Annotated in this window: 15 protein-coding genes; 9 read left to right on the plus strand and 6 right to left on the minus strand. The window is 57.6% G+C overall.

Going from position 1 to position 18,497, the window contains the following annotated elements; all coding sequences use genetic code 11:
* Positions 1–16: 16 nt before the first annotated feature.
* From ACU5AY_RS02150 to ACU5AY_RS02160, 3 genes are all read right to left on the minus strand, one after another.
* A complete protein-coding gene (locus ACU5AY_RS02150) occupies positions 17–934 on the minus strand; it encodes a helix-turn-helix domain-containing protein (RefSeq protein WP_446827807.1) in 918 nt (305 codons plus the stop codon).
* A 273-nt stretch (positions 935–1,207) separates the two neighbouring features.
* A complete protein-coding gene (locus ACU5AY_RS02155; protein WP_446827808.1) occupies positions 1,208–3,859 on the minus strand; it encodes a cation-translocating P-type ATPase in 2,652 nt (883 codons plus the stop codon).
* Positions 3,860–4,281: 422 nt separating this feature from the next.
* Positions 4,282–4,707, minus strand: coding sequence for a hypothetical protein (locus ACU5AY_RS02160; RefSeq protein ID WP_446827809.1), 426 nt, complete (start codon positions 4,705–4,707; stop codon positions 4,282–4,284).
* 322 nt (positions 4,708–5,029) lie between these two features.
* On the opposite strand from ACU5AY_RS02160, the gene ACU5AY_RS02165 reads away from it, so the two are divergent.
* The 5 genes from ACU5AY_RS02165 to ACU5AY_RS02185 all read left to right on the plus strand — a co-directional run bounded on the left by ACU5AY_RS02165 (position 5,030) and on the right by ACU5AY_RS02185 (position 10,646).
* Entirely contained in the window at positions 5,030–6,010 is a 981-nt protein-coding gene (locus ACU5AY_RS02165; RefSeq protein ID WP_446823149.1) for a VOC family protein, read from the plus strand.
* A 42-nt stretch (positions 6,011–6,052) separates the two neighbouring features.
* On the plus strand, positions 6,053–6,895 hold the full coding sequence (locus ACU5AY_RS02170) for a fumarylacetoacetate hydrolase family protein (protein ID WP_446827810.1): 843 nt from the start codon (positions 6,053–6,055) through the stop codon (positions 6,893–6,895).
* Between the two features lie 34 nt (positions 6,896–6,929).
* Positions 6,930–8,669 (plus strand): FAD-dependent monooxygenase, encoded by a 1,740-nt coding sequence (locus ACU5AY_RS02175; protein WP_446827811.1) that lies wholly within the window; start codon positions 6,930–6,932, stop codon positions 8,667–8,669.
* Entirely contained in the window at positions 8,656–9,651 is a 996-nt protein-coding gene (locus tag ACU5AY_RS02180; RefSeq protein WP_446827812.1) for an NAD(P)H-quinone oxidoreductase, read from the plus strand. The genes ACU5AY_RS02175 and ACU5AY_RS02180 overlap by 14 nt, the downstream gene beginning before the upstream one ends.
* A 230-nt stretch (positions 9,652–9,881) precedes the next feature.
* On the plus strand, positions 9,882–10,646 hold the full coding sequence (locus ACU5AY_RS02185; protein WP_446827813.1) for an IclR family transcriptional regulator: 765 nt from the start codon (positions 9,882–9,884) through the stop codon (positions 10,644–10,646).
* Between the two features lie 56 nt (positions 10,647–10,702).
* Here ACU5AY_RS02185 and ACU5AY_RS02190 read toward each other — a convergent pair whose 3' ends face one another.
* On the minus strand, positions 10,703–11,569 hold the full coding sequence (locus ACU5AY_RS02190) for a VOC family protein (RefSeq protein ID WP_446823154.1): 867 nt from the start codon (positions 11,567–11,569) through the stop codon (positions 10,703–10,705).
* A 305-nt stretch (positions 11,570–11,874) separates the two neighbouring features.
* Between ACU5AY_RS02190 and rraA the strand changes: the two genes are divergently transcribed.
* The 3 genes from rraA to ACU5AY_RS02205 all read left to right on the plus strand — a co-directional run bounded on the left by rraA (position 11,875) and on the right by ACU5AY_RS02205 (position 15,233).
* Complete coding sequence (gene rraA / locus ACU5AY_RS02195) at positions 11,875–12,477, plus strand: ribonuclease E activity regulator RraA (RefSeq protein WP_446823155.1); 603 nt, start codon at positions 11,875–11,877, stop codon at positions 12,475–12,477.
* 92 nt (positions 12,478–12,569) lie between these two features.
* The gene (locus tag ACU5AY_RS02200; protein ID WP_446827814.1) at positions 12,570–14,195 is read left to right on the plus strand and encodes an FAD-dependent monooxygenase; all 1,626 of its coding nucleotides are present in this window, start codon (positions 12,570–12,572) and stop codon (positions 14,193–14,195) included.
* A gap of 243 nt (positions 14,196–14,438) precedes the next feature.
* Positions 14,439–15,233, plus strand: a complete 795-nt coding sequence (locus ACU5AY_RS02205; RefSeq protein ID WP_446823157.1) for a helix-turn-helix domain-containing protein — start codon at positions 14,439–14,441, stop codon at positions 15,231–15,233.
* A 93-nt stretch (positions 15,234–15,326) separates the two neighbouring features.
* Here ACU5AY_RS02205 and ACU5AY_RS02210 read toward each other — a convergent pair whose 3' ends face one another.
* Positions 15,327–15,992 (minus strand): glutathione S-transferase family protein, encoded by a 666-nt coding sequence (locus tag ACU5AY_RS02210; protein ID WP_446827815.1) that lies wholly within the window; start codon positions 15,990–15,992, stop codon positions 15,327–15,329.
* Between the two features lie 160 nt (positions 15,993–16,152).
* Positions 16,153–16,938: a GntR family transcriptional regulator gene (locus ACU5AY_RS02215; protein WP_446823159.1), complete on the minus strand. Its 786-nt coding sequence runs from the start codon at positions 16,936–16,938 to the stop codon at positions 16,153–16,155.
* Positions 16,939–17,408: 470 nt separating this feature from the next.
* On the opposite strand from ACU5AY_RS02215, the gene ACU5AY_RS02220 reads away from it, so the two are divergent.
* Positions 17,409–18,404 (plus strand): TRAP transporter substrate-binding protein, encoded by a 996-nt coding sequence (locus ACU5AY_RS02220; protein WP_446827816.1) that lies wholly within the window; start codon positions 17,409–17,411, stop codon positions 18,402–18,404.
* Positions 18,405–18,497: the final 93 nt, after the last annotated feature.

Below are 18,497 nucleotides of genomic sequence, written 5' to 3' on the forward strand. Positions count from 1 at the left end.
AATATGACGAAAGCGGTCAGGATTTTCTCGCGCCCACACGTCGCCAATCACTGGCAGTGACGCCATAGCGTTTGCGAAAGGCGTTCGACAGATGGCTTGCATCGGAAAAGCCGCATTCTGCCGCGATCTCAGTGAAGCTGCGGTCCGTGAGGCGGATCAGGCGTTCGGCCGCTTGCAGCCGCAGGTTTCGCAGATGTTCGAAGACCGTCATGCCGGTTTCCGACCGGAAGACCTGATTGAGCGTTACATGGCTCAGGCCCGCTTCGCGCGCGACCTCTGCCATCGTAATCGTCTGGTCCAGGCGCTCGGACAGAAATGCCGTCACACGCGCAACGAACAGGGTATTGTCACCCATTGCATTGCCGAGGTTTGGCGTGGCCGAGAGTTCTTCCAGCGCATGGCCAATCAGGGCCAGGCACTGCCCTTCCTTGCGCAGCACCGCTGCCGGATCGGTGCGCCCGTCGAGCAGCGTCTCGAGCGTGGTCTTGCCGGGCACTGGCAGGCGCAGGCGCCGAAACGGAGCAGCTTGCGGCAGTGAGTGTTCCAGAACGCTCACAAGCGCCGGCGAAATCCGGGAGATGGCCAGGGCGATGACGAGGTTCGAGCAACCGTCGCCCTGCTCGACGATCCGCCGTAATCTTCTGCCGCCGGAGCGGATGATCCAGCCCTGTCCGCCGGTGATCTCATGCGCTGCGGCCTGCGGATCGATCAGCAGCATCCGGCCCGAAAGGTTGAAAGCGAGAATCAGTTGATCCTCCGGGCGGCGGATGTCGTCGTCATGCCGGATGGATGGGGAGAAATGGCTGTGTGCCAGCACGAGTTCCGGATTGATCCGCAGCACCTCGACATGGGTGTCGCGAAGTCCGGGCAGTGTCACCGAGGTCGTGTGCCCCGGCTCATAGGGGGTGAAACGATGCGGTTCGATCAGGTTCATGCCGGTCTGTATCCAGGGACTTGACCATATGCGCCGGGAATATGACCAGGAGGAAATTGCCCATGGCCGCTGCAACTGTGATGGTCAAGCATCTCTTCTCCAATTCCACGTGGCTTGCCGGTTCGGGCTGTGTTTGTGTCGCGAGAGCGAAGGCTGGCAGCGTCTCTCCGTCATAGGATGATTTTACTTGAGTGAAAATATCATGTTATTGGTGTCTCTGCATGGTAGATTTTTGGGGGTGGTCTACCCCCTGATGCAGAATCCTGATTTTCACTACCGCTGTTTGCGGACCGGCAGACGAAACACTGCAAGGCTCTGCCACAGCAACATGGGAAGTGCACTGAAGACGAGGATGATGGCCCACATTTCCGGTGTCGGGACAATGACGCCCAGCACGCTCGCGAGAACTGGCACATAGACCGGAACGATCAGTAGAAACAAGCAGAGTGAGAGTGCTGCCCAAATCCAGGGGTTGTGCGTGATCCCATTGTTGATCAGCTGCGCGTCGCTAGAGCGCATGTTGAATACATGCCAGAGCTGCGAGAATGCGAGCGTTAGAAATGTGATTGTGACTGTCGCATCGCTATTGTCGCCCCGATACACGGAGGCACCCATTGCCGCAAAAACCGCTGCACCCATCAGTATGCTATGCAAAACAGTTTCGATCCACTGCGGCTGACCGAGTATAGGTTCCTGCGGCCTTCTCGGAGGCCCCTCAAGCACATTGCCGTCACCTTCGCCAAGTGCCAGCGCAAAGGCGGGGAACACGTCCGTAATCAGGTTCAGATAAAGGATTTGCAACGGCAATACCGGCAATGGCAGCGAGGAGAGGACCGCAACGCCGATGACAAGAATTTCTGTCAGGTTACACGCCAGAAGATAGGCAGTAAAACACCTGATATTGGCAAAAATGATCCGTCCTTCGCGTATAGCGGCGACGATTGTCGAAAACGCGTCGTCAATCAGTATCATTGCGGCAGCCTCACGGGCGACATCCGTGCCACGCATGCCCATCGCAACGCCGATATCCGCCTGACGGAGCGCTGGTGCATCGTTTACCCCATCGCCCACCATTGCGACGATCTCCCCTGCAGCCTGATACGCTTTGACGAGATCAAGCTTCTCCTTGGGACTCACGCGTGCGAATATTCCAATACGCGAGAGTTCGTCACTTCCGTTTGCGGAAAGCTGCGCTACCTCGACACCCTCAGCAACACTGTCGTCATCGGAAAGCAGGCCGACGCTCTTGCCGATGCTGCGCGCGGTGGCGGCATGGTCACCGGTGACCATGACGACTTTAATGCCAGCTCGGTGGCAGGCAGCAATGGATTGCGCAACATCTAGACGGGCCGGGTCCTCAAGTCCGATCAATCCAAGGAAGGTGAGGCCCTCGTAGGGATCGACACAATCCCTTCTTTCAGTCTTTGCAGCCAAGGCAAGCACCCGCAATCCCCGATGTGCAAGTTCGTCGATGCGGTTGAGCCAAAGCTCTCGATCATCGGCGCAGAGCGGCTGCGGTTGCCCATCGAACGACATGAATTTGCTGGTTCGCAGCACCGCTTCCGGAGCACCCTTGATAGCATAAAGATAGTCGAGCCCGTGATCATGGATCGTGGCCATCATCTTACCAACATTGTCAAAGGCCACTTTTCTCACGGCCGGATAACGCTCCAGCAGCTTCCTGCGCGAGTAGCCTCTTTCGAGCCCGGCACGCAGCAGTGCCACCTCCATCGGATCTCCGGCACCTTCTGATCGTAACTCGTCGAGCGCGGCGTCATTGCACAGCACGGCAACCTGAAACAGGGCCGCAAGCTGGCTGTCGTCGTTGGCCTGCACCGCCGCAGGACTTCTGGTTGTCTCAACCTCGCCGCCTGGTAGCCAGATGCGGCGAACTGACATCCGGTTTTCAGTGAGCGTGCCAGTCTTGTCAGTCAAGATAACAGTCGTTGCGCCAAGTGTTTCGACGGCAGGAAGATACTCGACAAGTGCGTTTTTCCGAGCCATCCGCCACATCCCGCGCGCAAGGGTGAGCGTCGCGACAATGGGCAGGCCTTCGGGGATCGCTGCAACGGCAAGTGCGATCGCGGCCTGCGCCATCAGAATGATATCCTTCCCGTTCAAAATTCCGACCCCCGCGATGAGGAGCGAGAGCGCCAGCGTCACCCAGACGAGCTGCGATGAAAGATTCGCAAGTTTCCTTTCAATCGGCGAACGGCTGGGTCCGGCCTCTGCGACGAGTTTGGAGACCTGGCCGATCTCGGTTGCAAGACCGATGCCGGTCACAACTCCAGTCGCTGAACCGCGGGTGAGAGCAGAACCCTTGAACAGCATGGAATGCCGGTCGCCAAGCCTTGCCTCGGTCGGTACCGGCGAAAGGGACTTGGCAATGGCGACGGACTCGCCCGTAAGGGTGGATTCGTCGACTTGCAGGCCTGCGCATTCAATTAGCCGCAAGTCTGCAGGTACGGCATCACCCGCATCGAGAAGAACGATATCTCCCGGCACCAATTGTTCCGCCGGGATCGTCCTGTCGTGGCCATCTCGGCGCACACGCGCAGTCCTTGACTCCATGGATCTCAATGCTTCTATCGAGCGGGCTGCTTTTAACTCGGTGAAAAATCCGATCAGCGTGTTGAGCACCAGCACAATTACGACAGCGATCGCCTCTTCAAATTCTTCGAAATAGGCTGCTAGCGCGGCGGCACCCAAAAGCAGAAGAACAACAGGGCTGCGAAGCTGGTGAATGATCAGTGTAAGGACGCGTGCCGTTCGCTTGGCTTCGATCGTATTCTTCCCAAACTGCTTGCGCCGATGCTCAACCTCGCCTTCGCCCAATCCTTCAGTAGGCGACACCCGCAATTTTTCGAGGGCGTATTCGAGGGTCAAAGCGTGGTAAGGAACATTAGAATCGTCCTGATTTGACACCTCGGGTCTCCTGATGCTGATTGATTGAATTCCGGCAGGCTAGCTGCACTCTCGCCCAAATCGTTGATCGTTCGCAATTGGGCGCCACAATCAGTGGAACTTACAGCTCATAGAGACGGCAATCGTAAAGATTGGCAACGCAGATTGGACTGTAACCGGTTTGGCAGACATTTCAGAGCCACACGCTGCGGCGGTTTCGAATGCCTCGGAACTGATGCTGTCGAGATGCGTGTGGCGGCGGGTGCTGACCTGAGGCCATACCCCGGATGGCTGGTAACTAGAGCAGGCCGGGGCCAGTCCAGTTTTCAGGATTTTCGTGCTGAACTCGAAGCTTGGCAGGATCGCCGGAAATTCTGTCCAGAAGGGCGGCAATCTGAGCGATGGCAGCACGTCAGTTTGCCGACAGTGCACCCAAAAGCCGATCAATTGCGGACACAGGTTCGACATGGATGATGGCTGTCGAGCACAGGCTCACGCCAAGTCCCATCGCCATCGACACGAGCACCAGAACCGTGCCATTGGCCAAGGTTATGCGCGACCATCGAGACCGAACGATAGGCCCAGGTCTCCAGAAAATAGACGCCGGCAATCCCGGTTGCCGAGAACACGCAGAGAGGAAGCGCCTTGTGGCGGAGCTCGATCAGGCCCCGGCGGTACCTGGCAAACGGAAGACAGATCGATGCGGCGATAACGAAGGCGCCGAAACACTTGAAGAAGGCGATCTCGGCGTGGCCGGCGCCTGCCTCAAAGGCAATGCGGCTGAACGGCCCGATCGTGCCGTTCGCCATTGCTGCCAGGAGCGCCAGAATTTCCGGCCGCAGTCCCCGTGCAAGAGATGACCCGGACACGGCGGCCCTCCTTCCCGGCTGCTTGTGCATGGCTCCTCCAGACTTTGAAATGTCTGCTGGAATAAATGCCGTGAGTTGCCGACCTCAATCGATATCCGACCAGGCGGCAAAAGCGTCGATGAACGAGCACTCGAGGGTGTCTACGAAACTCTGGGCTATTCATTGTCCGGCAGTCGGACAAGTTTGAATTTCAACTGGATTTCAATCGGATGGCGTCCGTACTGTGCCTCATGTGAGAAGGAAATAGGTCCCGGCTTCTGCCTGAAATGCACGGCTTGCTACCGCAGTGCTGCAGTAAATGCCGGGTGGGAGGAGTGGACGCATGTCGATTATTTCACTTGGCTATATGGGGATCAATTCCAAGAAGCTCGGCGATTGGGAGGGCTTCGCGACGGATCTGCTTGGCATGCAGAAGGTGGATCAGGGCGGTCCCATGCGGATGTTCAGGATGGATGATCGCAAGCAGCGCCTGATCGTGACCGGCGAAGGCGAGGAGGACCTCGCCTTCATGGGTTGGGAAGTCGCCTCATCCGAAGATCTTGAAGCTCTGGCGGCTAGGCTCGAGAATGCGGGGTTCCCTGTGACCTTGCATGGAGCGTCGCTGGCGGACCAGCGTCACGTTGCCCGGCTGATTTCCTTCCATGATCCGGACGGCAACCGTCTGGAAGCATTCTGCGGACCCGAGATTGCCAGCGATCCCTTCCTGTCGGGACGGCCGATCAGCGGTTTCAAGACAGGGTCTCTCGGAATGGGTCATGCCGTACTGCATGTGGCTAACGTCGAGGGCATACTGCATTTCTACAGGGACATACTCGGGTTCAAGGTGACCGATTACGGACTGACGCCCTACCCACTCTACTTTTTCCACGTGAATGGACGCCATCACAGTTTTGCGATGGTCGGTTCCGGCCGCAAGGGCATCCATCATTTCATGGTCGAACTGCTGTCGCTCGACGATGTGGGCCAAGGCTACGACATAGCCCAGCAGCGTGACGAGGGGATCGCCTACACGCTCGGCCGTCACTCAAACGACCATATGATGAGCTTCTACACCAACACGCCGTCCAAGTTCTTCGTGGAATATGGCTGGGGTGCTCAGGTGGTGGATCCCGAAACCTGGAAGCCGTTCGAAACGCATGAAGGGCCTTCAACCTGGGGGCATGAGCGCGTTTATCTTCCCGAAGACGATGCGGTCAGAATTCGGATGCGCGAGATGCGGCACAAGACCGCCCGTGATGGTTTCCGCGCTCCCGATCCGAAACCGAATTGTGCATGGCTCGATAGCGTCGTGCGTGCCGAATAGGAAGCTTATTTCAGATCAGTAAAAAACGAAGAGGAGACGACATTGCGAGTTGCATCATTCATTTTACCGGACGGCACTGCATCTTACGGGGTGATCGAAGGCGACACGATCAGAGACGCGGGTGCCACGCTGCGTGGAAAACATCCCGATCTGAAGGCGCTAATCGGGGCAAATGATCTTCAGGCGCTGACTTCTGCCGATGGTGAAAGACTGGCGATCGGCAGTGTCAAGCTGGTCCCGACTATTCCGAACCCGGACAAGATCATTTGCATCGGGCTCAATTATCTGGGCCACATCAAGGAGACCGACCGGGACAAGCCTGAGTATCCATCGATTTTTACCCGCTATCCTTCGACACTGGTCGGACATGACCAGCCCATGATCCGGCCAAAGGCTTCGGGCATGTTTGACTACGAGGGCGAGCTTGCGGTTGTCATCGGCAAGGCCGGACGCGCCATTGAGAAGGACAAGGCCTTCGATCACGTGGCCGGATACACCTGCTTCAACGATGGATCCATCCGCGACTATCAACGGCATACGACCCAATTCTGGGGGGGCAAGAACTTTGACCGGTCGGGCTCCATGGGACCGTGGATCGTCACGGCCGACGAGTTGGGTGACGTCGACAAGCAAACTCTGGTCACGCGGCTCAACGGTGAAGTCATGCAGCAGACCTCGGTTGGCGACCTGGCATTCAAGGTGCCGGATCTGCTCGCCTATCTTTCCACGATCACGGAGCTGTTGCCGGGCGACATTATCGCAACGGGGACACCGAGCGGGGTCGGATTCTTCAGAGACCCAAAGGTGTTCATGAAAGCCGGCGATCAGGTCGAGGTCGAGATTTCCGGTATCGGAACGCTCCGAAACGTCATTGCCGACGAATAACCAGAACAATCGCCAGGAAGCTGGGAGGACAACGATGATACCGACGCGCACAGAAGTCGCCGTGATAGGTGGCGGCCCCGTCGGCCTGACTGCAGCAAGCCTGCTGGGCCGACTTGGCATCAATTGTGTTTTGTTCGAGCGCAACCAGACAACGGCCTTTCATCCAAAGGGTCACGTGGTGAACACCCGGACCATGGAAATTTTCCGAATGATGGGTATGGCCGATGGTGTCGACGCAGAGGCACTTCCACTTGAACGACACGCCGGTATCGGGTTCGTCACCAGCCTTCTTGGCGATGAGATCGGCGCGATCAAGACGCGTAGCGACCCTGAATGGGCCCGCGTCGAGCGCTCTCAGAGTCCCATGCTGAAGCGCTCCTGCCCGCAGGACAGGCTGGAGCCGGTGATCCGTAAGCATGCGGAAGGCTTCGAATGCGTATCGCTGAACTTCGGCTGCAATGTCATCGGCATCGAACAGCAGGATGAAGCCGCCACGCTGAGATGGGAGGACGCCGGCGGCAGTTCCGGCAGCACCCAGGCAAAATACGTGATTGCCGCCGACGGTACGCGCAGTGAAGCGCGCGATGCCGTCGGTGTCGGCATAAGCGGCGAATCGATGGGGCAGCAAATCGGGATCTATTTCCACGCCGATCTTTGGGAATATGTGAAAGACCGGCCTTACCTGCTCAATTGGATATACAATTCCAAGACGTCAGGCGTGCTCATTTCTCTGGATGGTCGCCATCGCTGGACCTACAATTTCGGCTATGCGGATAACGAGACGCGGCATGACTTTTCCGGAGAGCGCTGCTTGGACATCCTCCATGCGGTCATCGGCACAGACGATATCGAAATCGAGATCAAGAATATCATGCCGTGGCGAATGCAGGCCCGTATTGTCGACGCCATGTCGTCGGGGCGGGTCTTCTTCGCCGGCGATGCCGCGCACCCGCTGCCGCCGACCGGCGGACAAGGGGTGAACACCGGCGTTGCCGATGTTCATAACCTGGCATGGAAGCTGGCTCTCGTGCTCAAGGGGTTGGCGCCTGAAAGTTTGCTGGAGACCTATGACACGGAGCGCCGACCGGTCGCCAAATTCAATGTCGAGCAGAGCGCGCGCAATGCCCGGGCCATGGAAAAGAAGGGCCTGTCGGGAATGCTGTTCAATGACAGCAAGCTCCTGTCCAAACTTGAGGGACCCGCGGGTGCGGCAAACCGGGCGAAGCTTGCCGAGGGCATTCCGGAGCAGCGCGCGCATTTCGACTATCCGGGCCAGACTTTCGGTTTTCGCTATGAGTCCAGCCTCGTCACTGGAGATGGAACGCCCGCGCCGCCAGTCGAGGTTGAGACCTACACGCCAACGGCGCGTCCGGGTCACCGCGCTCCGCATATTCCGGCACATTTCGACGGCCGGGACATTTCGATCATCGACCTTTTCGATCTCGGCTCCTTCACACTTCTCGCGGGCCCGAAGGGGCAAGCCTGGAAGGCGGCGCTCGAAGACGTGGACGGCAAGACACTGCCCAAGGTCAATGCCTATCTGCTTGGAAGCGACCTCGATGTTGAAATCGACCTGGACGCCTGGAAAGAACTGTATGGCGTCTCGGATGAGGGGGCAGTTCTCATTCGTCCCGACGGTCATGTGGCGTGGCGCTGTTCCCAAGGCGGCGATGCGGAGGCCCTGATTGCCGCGCTTCGCAAGTCAATTGGCCGGAATTCCACGTCTGGAGACGAAATCGTTGCGAGAAAGACCGTGCTGAATGCTGCATCCTGAATACCAGACAGCAGTCATCATCAAAGGAGCCGGTGGTCCCGAAGTCCTCGTCGCCGAGCGGGTGCCCGTTCAAAGTCCCGGCCCCGGCGAGGTGCTGATCCGGGTTTCGGCGGCAGGCGTGAACCGGCACGACGTGCATCAGCGTGCGGCGGGAAAGCACAGCGATGGCCAGGCCGTTCCCGGGCTCGAGGTTTGCGGTACCATCGTTGCCGTAGGCGAAGGCGTGGGCGGCGTCGCCAAAGGCGAGCGTGTCATGGCGCTTGTCCAGGGCGGCGGATATGGCCAGTATGTCGTCGCAAATGCCGGCCTGGTGATGCCGGCCCCCGTTTCACTGTCCGATGCCGAGGCCGCTGGCATTCCGGAAGCCGTGTTCACGACATGGTGGAACTTCTTCAATCTGATGGCGCTTGAGAAAGATCAGTTTGCGTTGTTTCACGGCGGCACAAGTGGTGTTGGTCACATCGCACTGCAGGCAATGTCGGCCCTAGGGTATAATGTTCTGGTAACCTGCGGCAGCGACAAGAAAGTGTCGGCAGCTCTGAATTTCGGTGCCAGGGCCGCCTTTCGTTACGATGACCCAGAGCTTGCGGACAAGGTTCTGGCGGCCACCGGCAACAAGGGCATATCGGCACTTCTGGATGTTTCGGCCGGCGCACACCTGGCCCAGGATCTGAAGATGATGGCCCCGGATGGTATGATGGCGCATCTGTCCGGCGGTGGCGGAGCCGATCTCGGCGTTCCGTTGCGGGAGATCATGGCCAAGCGCATTCGCATCACCGGTTCGCTGCTGCGCCCGCTGCCGATGGCGCGCAAGATTGCCGTCGCCAATATGATCCGCAAGGATGTCTGGCCGCTCTTCGGACGCGAGGTGCGGCCTCAGATCGACGGCAAGTTCGACTTCACCAAAGCGGCCGATGCCCATCGCATGATGGAAAACAACAGCCATATCGGCAAGATAATCCTTGAAGTCCGCCACGATTGAATGGCCAGCAAGCGGCCTTCGGGTAGCGAAAGGTAGGCTTGTCCAGCTGCGATGCGTCGCGGAACGTTCTCCGCTCAATTTCAGTACGCTGCCGAACTGGCATCTGGATGGGTCACTTGCCTTGGCATCACGGCTGATTTTCGACTAATAGGGGGTGACCGCGGACTTGAAAACGCGAAACATGGCATTGGCAAAGCCTTGCGCTTATGCACCCGGAGAGCAGTTCGAGAATGGCCACCAAGGGCGGATCACGCTACACAAGGATGCTCGATCAGTTTACGGAAGACAAGCCGGCCTGGACCGTGGCCGATTTGGCGAGCCAGCTCGATATCGCCAGCAGCACTTTATACAAATGGGTCCGGGAACTCGTGGCGCTTGGCTTTCTTGAGGCCACCCTCGACGCCCAATATCGACTGGGTCCGGCGTTCCTGGAGTTCGAACGCCGTTTGAGGCGAACTGATCCCCTGTTGCGCGCGGGTGATGTGTTTCTCGCAGACCTTGTCGAGAAGGCAGGGTTTGAGTGCACGGCGATTCTGGCACGGCTTTATGGAAACAAGGTCATGTGCGTCGCCGATGCGCATAGCGCAGGCATGCAGTTGACCAGCAGCTTCGAAAGAGGGCTGCCCATGCCTTTGACGAAAAGCGCGACATCGCGCGCCATCCTCTCCGTGATCGAATCACGCCGTCTGAAGCGCTTCCTCCAGCGTGAAACCGAATTGACGGGGCAATCATTGAGCCGATTTCTGGAGGATGTTTTTACAACGAGAAAGCAGGGATACTGGATATCGCATGGCGAGGTCGATCCGGGTGCAATGGGCATTGCCGTTCCGCTTTTCGACCGGCAGCTCGGGCTCGAGGCTTCGCTCAGTCTCGTGGTGAGAACTGATGATGTCACCGAGGAAGAACTTGGCGGAGTGATTGCTCTGCTTGCGCAGAAGGTCGAAAGCATAAGGTCGTTTCTGGCGGCATGGCATAAGGCGCCTGAAGCCGGATAAGACTTCAGGGGCACGCAGTGTCGAGCACCCGCACCCCTGAAGCAGACGTAAGCGTCCTATGATCGCAGAATGGCCTTGCCCCATGTGTTGAGGGACCGCGCCTCGTGCGGCCAGTCTTCGCACGGGCGGTCGTGAATGACTTCAAGCTCAGCCGAAATTTCGATCCAGTTGCCGTCCGGATCGGCGACAAAAGCAAAGAGATTATGGCCAGGTCCATGCCGACCTGGGCCCCATATCAACTGAATATTCTTGCTGGCGAAATGCTCGCACCAGTCGCGAAGATAATTCCATTCCCCGGCTTCATAGGAATGGTGATCCATGCCAGTGCGGTCGCCATCAAACGCGGCAATGGTGTGGTGCTCGTGATTGGACGTCACGAAAATCGTAGCGATCGATCCGTCCTCGCGCACCACGCGGTCAACCATACGGAACCCGAGTTTCTCGTGATAGAATTCATAGAATCCGGTGATATTCTGTGTTCGATAGGTCATGTGCTGAACTGGGCCCCAGATAGGTTTTCCGCTGTTTGCCCGGGGCCAGCCCATTGCTTTCACATAAGCGGCTTTCGATAGTCCGAACACAACGACATTGCCGTCGTAATCGCGCACGGCGAACGCGCCGTCCCTGAAATAGGGCGACGGGCTTTCGAACATTTCAACGCCCTGCGACCGCGCTCGCTCGCGGATCATTTCCAGACCGTCGGCGTCTCGCACCGCAAGTCCGGAAAAACCGAGCTTCCGGTCTTCCCCCTTCAAGACGATCATGCGGCGGGCCGGTCCTTCGCACCGCCATTCCGTATCGGAGATCTGTTCCACCTCCATCTGCATGGCGCTGCCGTAAAATGCCGCAAGCCTCTCCGGGTTGGCGCTTTCGAAGGCAACGTGGTGAAGGTAGGCGCCAGCTTGGGCGACGGTATCGGACATTTGCATTCTCCTCCAAGTTTTCACGTTGCAATATTATCTAAAAAAGAGAATACTGCAACGAAATAGAATTGCAAAAAAGCAATCTCCCGATCCGCGCATTTTTGATGAGGATCGGGATTGAGGGGGCAAGCATCGCAATCCGGCAAGCAGGAGGAGCAGAAGTTGGAAGATTCCAAAGGGAAATGTCTGGCGCAGACATCGGCATGTCGCGGGGCAATCGACCGCGACGATGTTGCGTTGTTTCGTTGCAGCAGACGACCGATCGTCAAAGCATCCAGCCGCCATTACGAAGAGGGGCTGATTTGATGACAGAGCCGACCGGGCGTGACCTTCACGCATCAAGCTTCATATCGCCGATCTCTTGCGCCGATATTTACGATACCTTCCATGCCGAGGTGGACGTCTGTTTTCTGCAGTTCAGAAGCCTTGGAAAATGGAGGTCTTTCTTCGGGCCGGCGGAGACGGTTTCGACGTTCGAGGATCACTCGCCGGTTCTCGCTGCGGTTTCTACTGCCGGCAACGGACGTGTCCTTGTCGTGGACGGCGAGGGGTCACTGACGACCGGCTTGATGGGGGATCGTCTTGCGGACATCGCCAGACTTAACGGCTGGGCTGGTGTTGTCATCAATGGGGCGGTTCGCGACAGCTTGGCAATCGATGCCATGGAGTTTGGCGTGAAGGCGCTTGGCACGACCGCAAGGCGGGGATGGCATGCGACCTCGGGCAAGCTTGGAGAACAACTGCGTTTCGGTGGCGTCACCATCAATCGCGGCGACTGGATCTATGCCGATCGGGACGCGGTCTTGGTCAGCAGATCGGAGTTGGAGTTGGCCTCCGTCAAGGGCGCTTTGATATCTGAAGACAACGGGAGGGAAACCGGGACGACCGGACTTGAAGGCGCGTCCTGATCGTCCGGGAAAATCGGGTCGCTGCGATATGCTGACCAAAACCGGCATACGTGAAGCGACGACATGCATGCCACATGACGATGGGTAGGAACATGACAGAAGTTATTGAGACCGACGTGCTGATCGTCGGAGCAGGCCCGGTAGGGTTGTCATTTGCAAACGAGCTTGGCTATCACGATATCGACTATGTCCTTGTCGACGAGGGGGAGGGCAAGATCTTCTTCCCGGCAGGCGAAAATATCTTTTCGCGCACGATGGAACATCTGCGCCGCTGGGGCATCGCCGAGCGGGTGCGCTTCGGTGACGCGATATCGCCCGACTATCCGCGGAACATGGGATTCTGCACCACCGTAGACGGCTGGCCGTTGGCACTGTTTCCGGGCGTGTCCAATGCACAAGCGCCCGTGAAGGATCCGTATTCGCCGGAAGGCGGATTGTTCTATCCCAAAAAAGGGTTCGATTCTGCATTGCGGCAGGCCGCGGAGGAGAACGGCGGCGATCTGCGATACGGTCACAGGCTGATTTCGTTCGAACAGGATTCCGAATATGTGACGTCCACGGTTGAACGCCTGAAGACCGGAGAAACGTTTCGGATACGCAGCCGATATCTCGGGGCATGCGACGGCGCGCGCAGCACCGTTCGCAAACAACTGGGCATCAATTACATTGGAAACTTCGGCGAGGGGTTCAATTTTGCGGTATACTTCCGCTGCCCCGGCCTCGGAGATAAGCTCAAGAGCCTGTTCGGGCAGGACATGGCACAAGTACATACGGTTTGCCATGACAATCGTGCCTATCTCACGGCAGTCGACGGCCGTGATGAATGGCGTTTCTCCATGTACACGGAAGAAAAACGGGATTTTGACCCGAAAGAAGTGGTCGCAGCGGCCATCGGCCAGGGACTCGCGTTCGAGGTGATGCAGGCCCAGCCGTGGACAGGTCACCGCGTCGTCGCCGAGCGCTATAGGGACAACCGTGCGTTTCTGCTTGGCGATTCAAATCATCTCCGTTGGCCAAAGGGTGGATTCGGCGCCAATACTGGTATCGGTGATGCGGTAGATCTCGGTTGGAAACTTGCCGCGCGATTGCAGGGTTGGGGTGGAGAGGCTTTGCTCGACAGCTACGAAATCGAACGCAGACCGATCGCAACACGCAATACCAACGAAGCGGCAAATAACCGGGTGTTCGACGGCATGATCGTTCCGGAGCCGCACTTGGAAGACGATGACAAGAAGGGAGAGGAAGCGCGCCAGCGGATGAGGGACCTCCTGTTCGCCCTGCGTTACCGGGAGTTTACAACGGCCGGAATTCAACTGGGACATCGATATCGTCAATCGCCGATCTGCATTCCGGATCACAGTCTGGAGCCGCCGGACGATCACATGCTTTATCGCCCGTCAACATATCCCGGCGGCCGGGCGCCGCATGCCTGGATGCATGCTGGCCGTTCAACGCTGGATCTGTTCGGCAGGGGGTATGTCCTTCTGGCTTTCGGCAAAACAGCAGGAACCGATGCGTTCCTTGCCGAGGCCGAACGCATGGGCATACCTGCCGAAATGCATCTGATTGAAGAAGAGCAAATCGGTGTGCTTTATGAGAAACCGCTGGTGCTCGTGCGGCCGGATGGCCATGTCTGCTGGCGTGGTGACCAGCTTCCCCAATCATCAACGCAATTGTGGAGCACGGTTGCGGGCCGGCAGAGTGCGGATGGACCATGAGTGGTGTGATGGTGCTGCGGGCGTCCGCCGCAGATCGAGGCGATCACGGGCCTTGTCGGGTTCAGGCGCGTCTTTTGCCGACCGGTTGCCCGGAGGCCGCCTTCGGCGGCATGCCATCGCGCTGTCCCCGCAATACGGTCATGATAGATGTATCGATGCGCCCAAACTTTACCGTTGCCATGCCGCATGCGATATTTTGCCTGAAGGCGGACTTTCTCCGGAACGCGCGGGTCTGTAGCTAACATGACGCAAGACAATTACGTGCGATCGCTGCAGCGCGGTATCGAAATACTACAGATCATAAACCAGAAGAACGGTCTGAAGGCTGCACAGATCGCGGCCATTGCGAAGATCCCCCGGTCCTCCGTCTACCGGCTGCTGGAAACTCTGGAGCAGATGCGTTTGATCGTAAGAGACCAGACCAGTGACAGCTGGCGCGTTGCCGTTCATGCGAAGTCGCTCAGTTCCGGCTTTCGCGATGAAGATTGGGTCATTCAAACGGCTGTTCCCGAAATGGTGCGGCTGGGTCGTCAGGTTCTCTGGCCACTTGATCTGGTTACATTCCGCAATTCGGTCATGGAGATCCGGGAATCCACACATAATCTCAGTCCGTATTCTCTCGATCATGGGATGGTCGGTTTGGGTCTGCCCATTCTCAATTCATCAAGCGGGCGAGCCTATCTGGCCTTTTCTCCCGATGATGAGCGGGAACACGTCCTGGCCGCCCTGAGCGTTGAGCTCGGCGTAGAACCGCCTTTCGTGACCATGGATGGTCCATTGGAAAGGATACTGGGCCAATGCAGGGAGTTGGGCGTCGGATTTCGTCGTGAGGGCTTTCGACGCGAAACCATGAGCATTTCGGCTCCGGTCGTTTTCAAGAAGCGCGTAATTGCATGCTTGACGATGGTCTGGATCAAGTCGGCGCTGAGCTTCGAAACGGCCGTGGCAAACTATCGTGATCTGCTCGTTCAAACCGCCGGCAGCATCGCCAGTCAGGTCGAAAAGCTGGACATCGAAATCGAACAGGCGAACGATTGATTTCCCGTACCGCGGGCCTGAGCGTGCTTTTCTGAAGCGAAATTGGGGGGCATGGCGCTGGTCCGCATCAACGGGATCCAGCGCCTGGATGCGTCAGAGTTTTGATGCGTCCATATTCAGCTTGTGTTTCGCAACCGCCGCCTGCTCTCGCGCCAGCGCCCGCTGGAATGAAGGGCGTGCGCGAACCCGCTCGGCATGGGCTGTCAGAGAGGGATAATCTTCCAGGTTAAATGCACCCTTTGCCGCTGTGCTGAACACCCAGTACACGTAGACATCAACAATCGACCAATGCTCGCCGTACCACCATGTGGAAATCGACAGCGTTTCTTCGGCGAACTTGGCTTCCTTGTTCAGCTTCTCCAGTCCGTCCTCCGCAATCCCGTCGACGTCGCCCTTCGTCCATTTCTGGGGATTCCTGATTTGGCGTACCATGGGATGCAGCATGCTGCTGCACCAGACAAGGTCGCTCAGCCCCCGGGCATCATCATACGGATCGCCGCTACGGGGTAGTAAGCCGGCGTCGGGGTAAATCTGGTGCAGGTAAGACAGAATGGCCGGATTTTCGGTCAGTATCTTGCCGTCAACCGAGAGCGTAGGGACCTTCGCCTTCCGGTTCTGGGCAATATATTCGGGGCTGTATTGCTGGTTTCCGCGTATGTCGACCCACTGGTCGACATACGGAACGCCGGCCTCTTCGAGTGCTGACAACGTCACCCGTGAGCAGGCGCCCGGATAGGCATATATGACGGTTTCGCTCATGTGTTCCTCCTATGGCGGTGTAAATATCGCGAGGGCGACGAGATCGACGGGCATCCTTTCGGACATTCCGTTCGTTTTGAATCTGGCCCGGTCCTGGTTGGTTGTTCGGTAAGGTGTGCCGTGTTCCCGGTGCCCTCAGACGCGGGCGAAGATGCCCGGTTCACCGCCTGAGAGTACGGACATTGGCCGCCGGCGGTAACATTTCGCGCACCTGGAGATCGCACTCGAATATCTCCCGCAGGCGTTCCCTGACCGTGTGGCCATGTTCCACGACGAGGTTTTCCGCGCGCGACGATTGTCCTCTTCGAACCGCTCCGAAGATCGCTTTGTGCTCTCCGTGCGCCTCTTCCATGCGGGCCAATCCGTCCTCATCCTTCTTCAACGTGAAAAGAAAGGTAGACGGTGAAACGAGAGGCATACGGCTGAGGTTCGCATAGACCTTGTTGAGCGTGGAGCGATTGGCTGCCTGGATGATGTTGAGGTGGAACTTCTCATTCGCACGTGTCCATCGCGACAGCTTCTCGGCCGACGTTCCCGCACCTGACAACAGGTCATCGCACTCGGCAATGCACTCTTCGAAGACTTCCAGGGCCCTCCCGTTCAGATGCCCCTCCTCCATTGCAGTGCGGATGGCGAGACCTTCGAGGGCGCTGCGTACGTCATATGCGGACAGGATATCGTCAACCGTAAATTCGCAGACGGTGAAGCCTCTGTTCGGGTGCCCTTCAACAAGGCCGTCGGCCTCCAGCATGCCCAGAGCGACGCGAACCGGCGTACGAGAAACGCCGAACGTCTCGGCAATGTCCCGCTCTTGCACGCGTTTGCCTGCCGGCAGTTCTCCACCCAGTATCATTTCGCGGAGCTTCTGCGCCACGATTTCGGTGTTGGTGAGCGTTCCAGCCCGCATCTGGAGTTTGCTCTGCGACTCTCCGTTCGAATGTGCCACCTATCACTCTCCAGCGCTTCAGACTTCACCTTCTACACCAAACCGACCTTTTGTGGGGAGCTGACCGGCCGCGTTAAGAGCTAGCCAGCTTGGTGTAAATCGTATGTGTATGCCAAATAGCATGCCATTTTGCAAAAAATCAATAAATCTCTTTGCGTTTTGCCATCGATCAATTAGTTTGGCATGCCATAAGGGAATTGAAGGCGAGTTTGGAGGAGCGAGCAGGCGTTGCTCAAAAGGCGACGTTGCCTCGAAAGCGGCGGCAGAATGAGTGGAGGGGACGGCATGTTTTTGGAGTGCGGCCGCTCATGGCAGCTGAGGAGTTCTCCGGGATCGCCATCTCTGAACAGCTGGGCTTCTTCTCTCTTTAGGATTCGATTTCCTGTGAAAGAGAATGGAATTAGACGTAGTATAACTTTCTTTGGGAGGAAAGATTGTCAAACTTTAGAGCTTTTACGAAAATAGTATCGGTGGTCAGCGTCGCCTGTTCCACGCTTCTATTTGTATCTGCCAGCGCTTATGCGGCAGAAAAACTGAGACTGGTGACCAGTCTTCCAGCGCCTTCTTTCCTGTACAAGGACATTATTGCGGTCTGGGCAAAAAATGTCACGGACGCGTCCAACGGCACGCTTGATGTGGAAGTGTTTCCGTCCGGGGCTTTGGGCCGGGATCCCGCGTCGCACCTCGACATGGTCTCTCACGGCATCGCCGACATCGGCTATGTTGTTGCCGGCTACACGCCGGGCGCTTTCCCCGAAACAACAGTGATGGAATTGCCTGGCGTAATTCCCTCTGCGACGATCGGTTCGCTCGCCGGTGCCAGGATGGTGAAGCAGGGAATGTTCAAGGGCGTGGGCATGGACGGTGTGATGATACTGGGCATGTTCTCGACCGCACCGACCATTCTTCACACCACCTCCAAGATCGGAAATCTGGATGAGCTCAAGGGCGTGCGGCTTCGCGGAGCGGGTCCGCAGTTGCTGGCCTCGATCGAGGCTCTCGGGGCGACACCTGTTGGCGGGATCACAAGTTCCAACCTCAGCGAGGCTTTGTCACGCGGGCTTGTCGGCGGTTCGGTGAACGAATGGGTCGCGGCGACGATTTTCGGCGTCATTGAGTCCGCGAAGTTTCACGTCGATGTCAACATGGGAACCTCGCCAATCATGGTCGTGATGAACAAGGCGAAATACGAATCCCTTTCGGACGAACAGAAGGCAGCGATCGACAGCAATTCGGGGGAGGCTTTTTCCCGGCTCTGGGGTGAGCAGTTCGATGCGAACAACGATAAGCTCCGCGCCAAGGCTCTGGGAGATCCTTCCCAGCAGATGGTGAACCTTGCGCCCGAAGAAAAGGCCAAGTGGGACGCGCGCCTGCAAACCGTCGTCGACGGCTGGATCAAAAAAACTCCAAATGGCCAGCAAATCTTCGATGCTTACAGCGAAGCAATCGCCAAGGCGAGCAAGTAGTCCATCCGAATTTGGCAACGGCCAAACGACAGCATCATTTGGCCGTTGCCCATGCTCACCTTTCATATTCATCAATCTGATGTCGGCTGAATC

It is taken from the genome of Rhizobium sp. PAMB 3174 (assembly GCF_052908375.1).

Bases quoted from the DNA above. Each gene is read 5' to 3' on its own strand.
- ACU5AY_RS02165 (WP_446823149.1), top strand. From the start codon at position 5,030: ATGTCGATTATTTCACTTGGCTATATGGGGATCAATTCCAAGAAGCTC.
- ACU5AY_RS02210 (WP_446827815.1), bottom strand. From the start codon at position 15,992: ATGAGCGAAACCGTCATATATGCCTATCCGGGCGCCTGCTCACGGGTG.
- ACU5AY_RS02200 (WP_446827814.1), top strand. From the start codon at position 12,570: ATGACAGAAGTTATTGAGACCGACGTGCTGATCGTCGGAGCAGGCCCG.
- ACU5AY_RS02175 (WP_446827811.1), top strand. From the start codon at position 6,930: ATGATACCGACGCGCACAGAAGTCGCCGTGATAGGTGGCGGCCCCGTC.
- ACU5AY_RS02190 (WP_446823154.1), bottom strand. From the start codon at position 11,569: ATGTCCGATACCGTCGCCCAAGCTGGCGCCTACCTTCACCACGTTGCC.
- ACU5AY_RS02185 (WP_446827813.1), top strand. From the start codon at position 9,882: ATGGCCACCAAGGGCGGATCACGCTACACAAGGATGCTCGATCAGTTT.
- ACU5AY_RS02180 (WP_446827812.1), top strand. From the start codon at position 8,656: ATGCTGCATCCTGAATACCAGACAGCAGTCATCATCAAAGGAGCCGGT.
- ACU5AY_RS02150 (WP_446827807.1), bottom strand. From the start codon at position 934: ATGAACCTGATCGAACCGCATCGTTTCACCCCCTATGAGCCGGGGCAC.
- ACU5AY_RS02205 (WP_446823157.1), top strand. From the start codon at position 14,439: ATGACGCAAGACAATTACGTGCGATCGCTGCAGCGCGGTATCGAAATA.
- rraA (WP_446823155.1), top strand. From the start codon at position 11,875: ATGACAGAGCCGACCGGGCGTGACCTTCACGCATCAAGCTTCATATCG.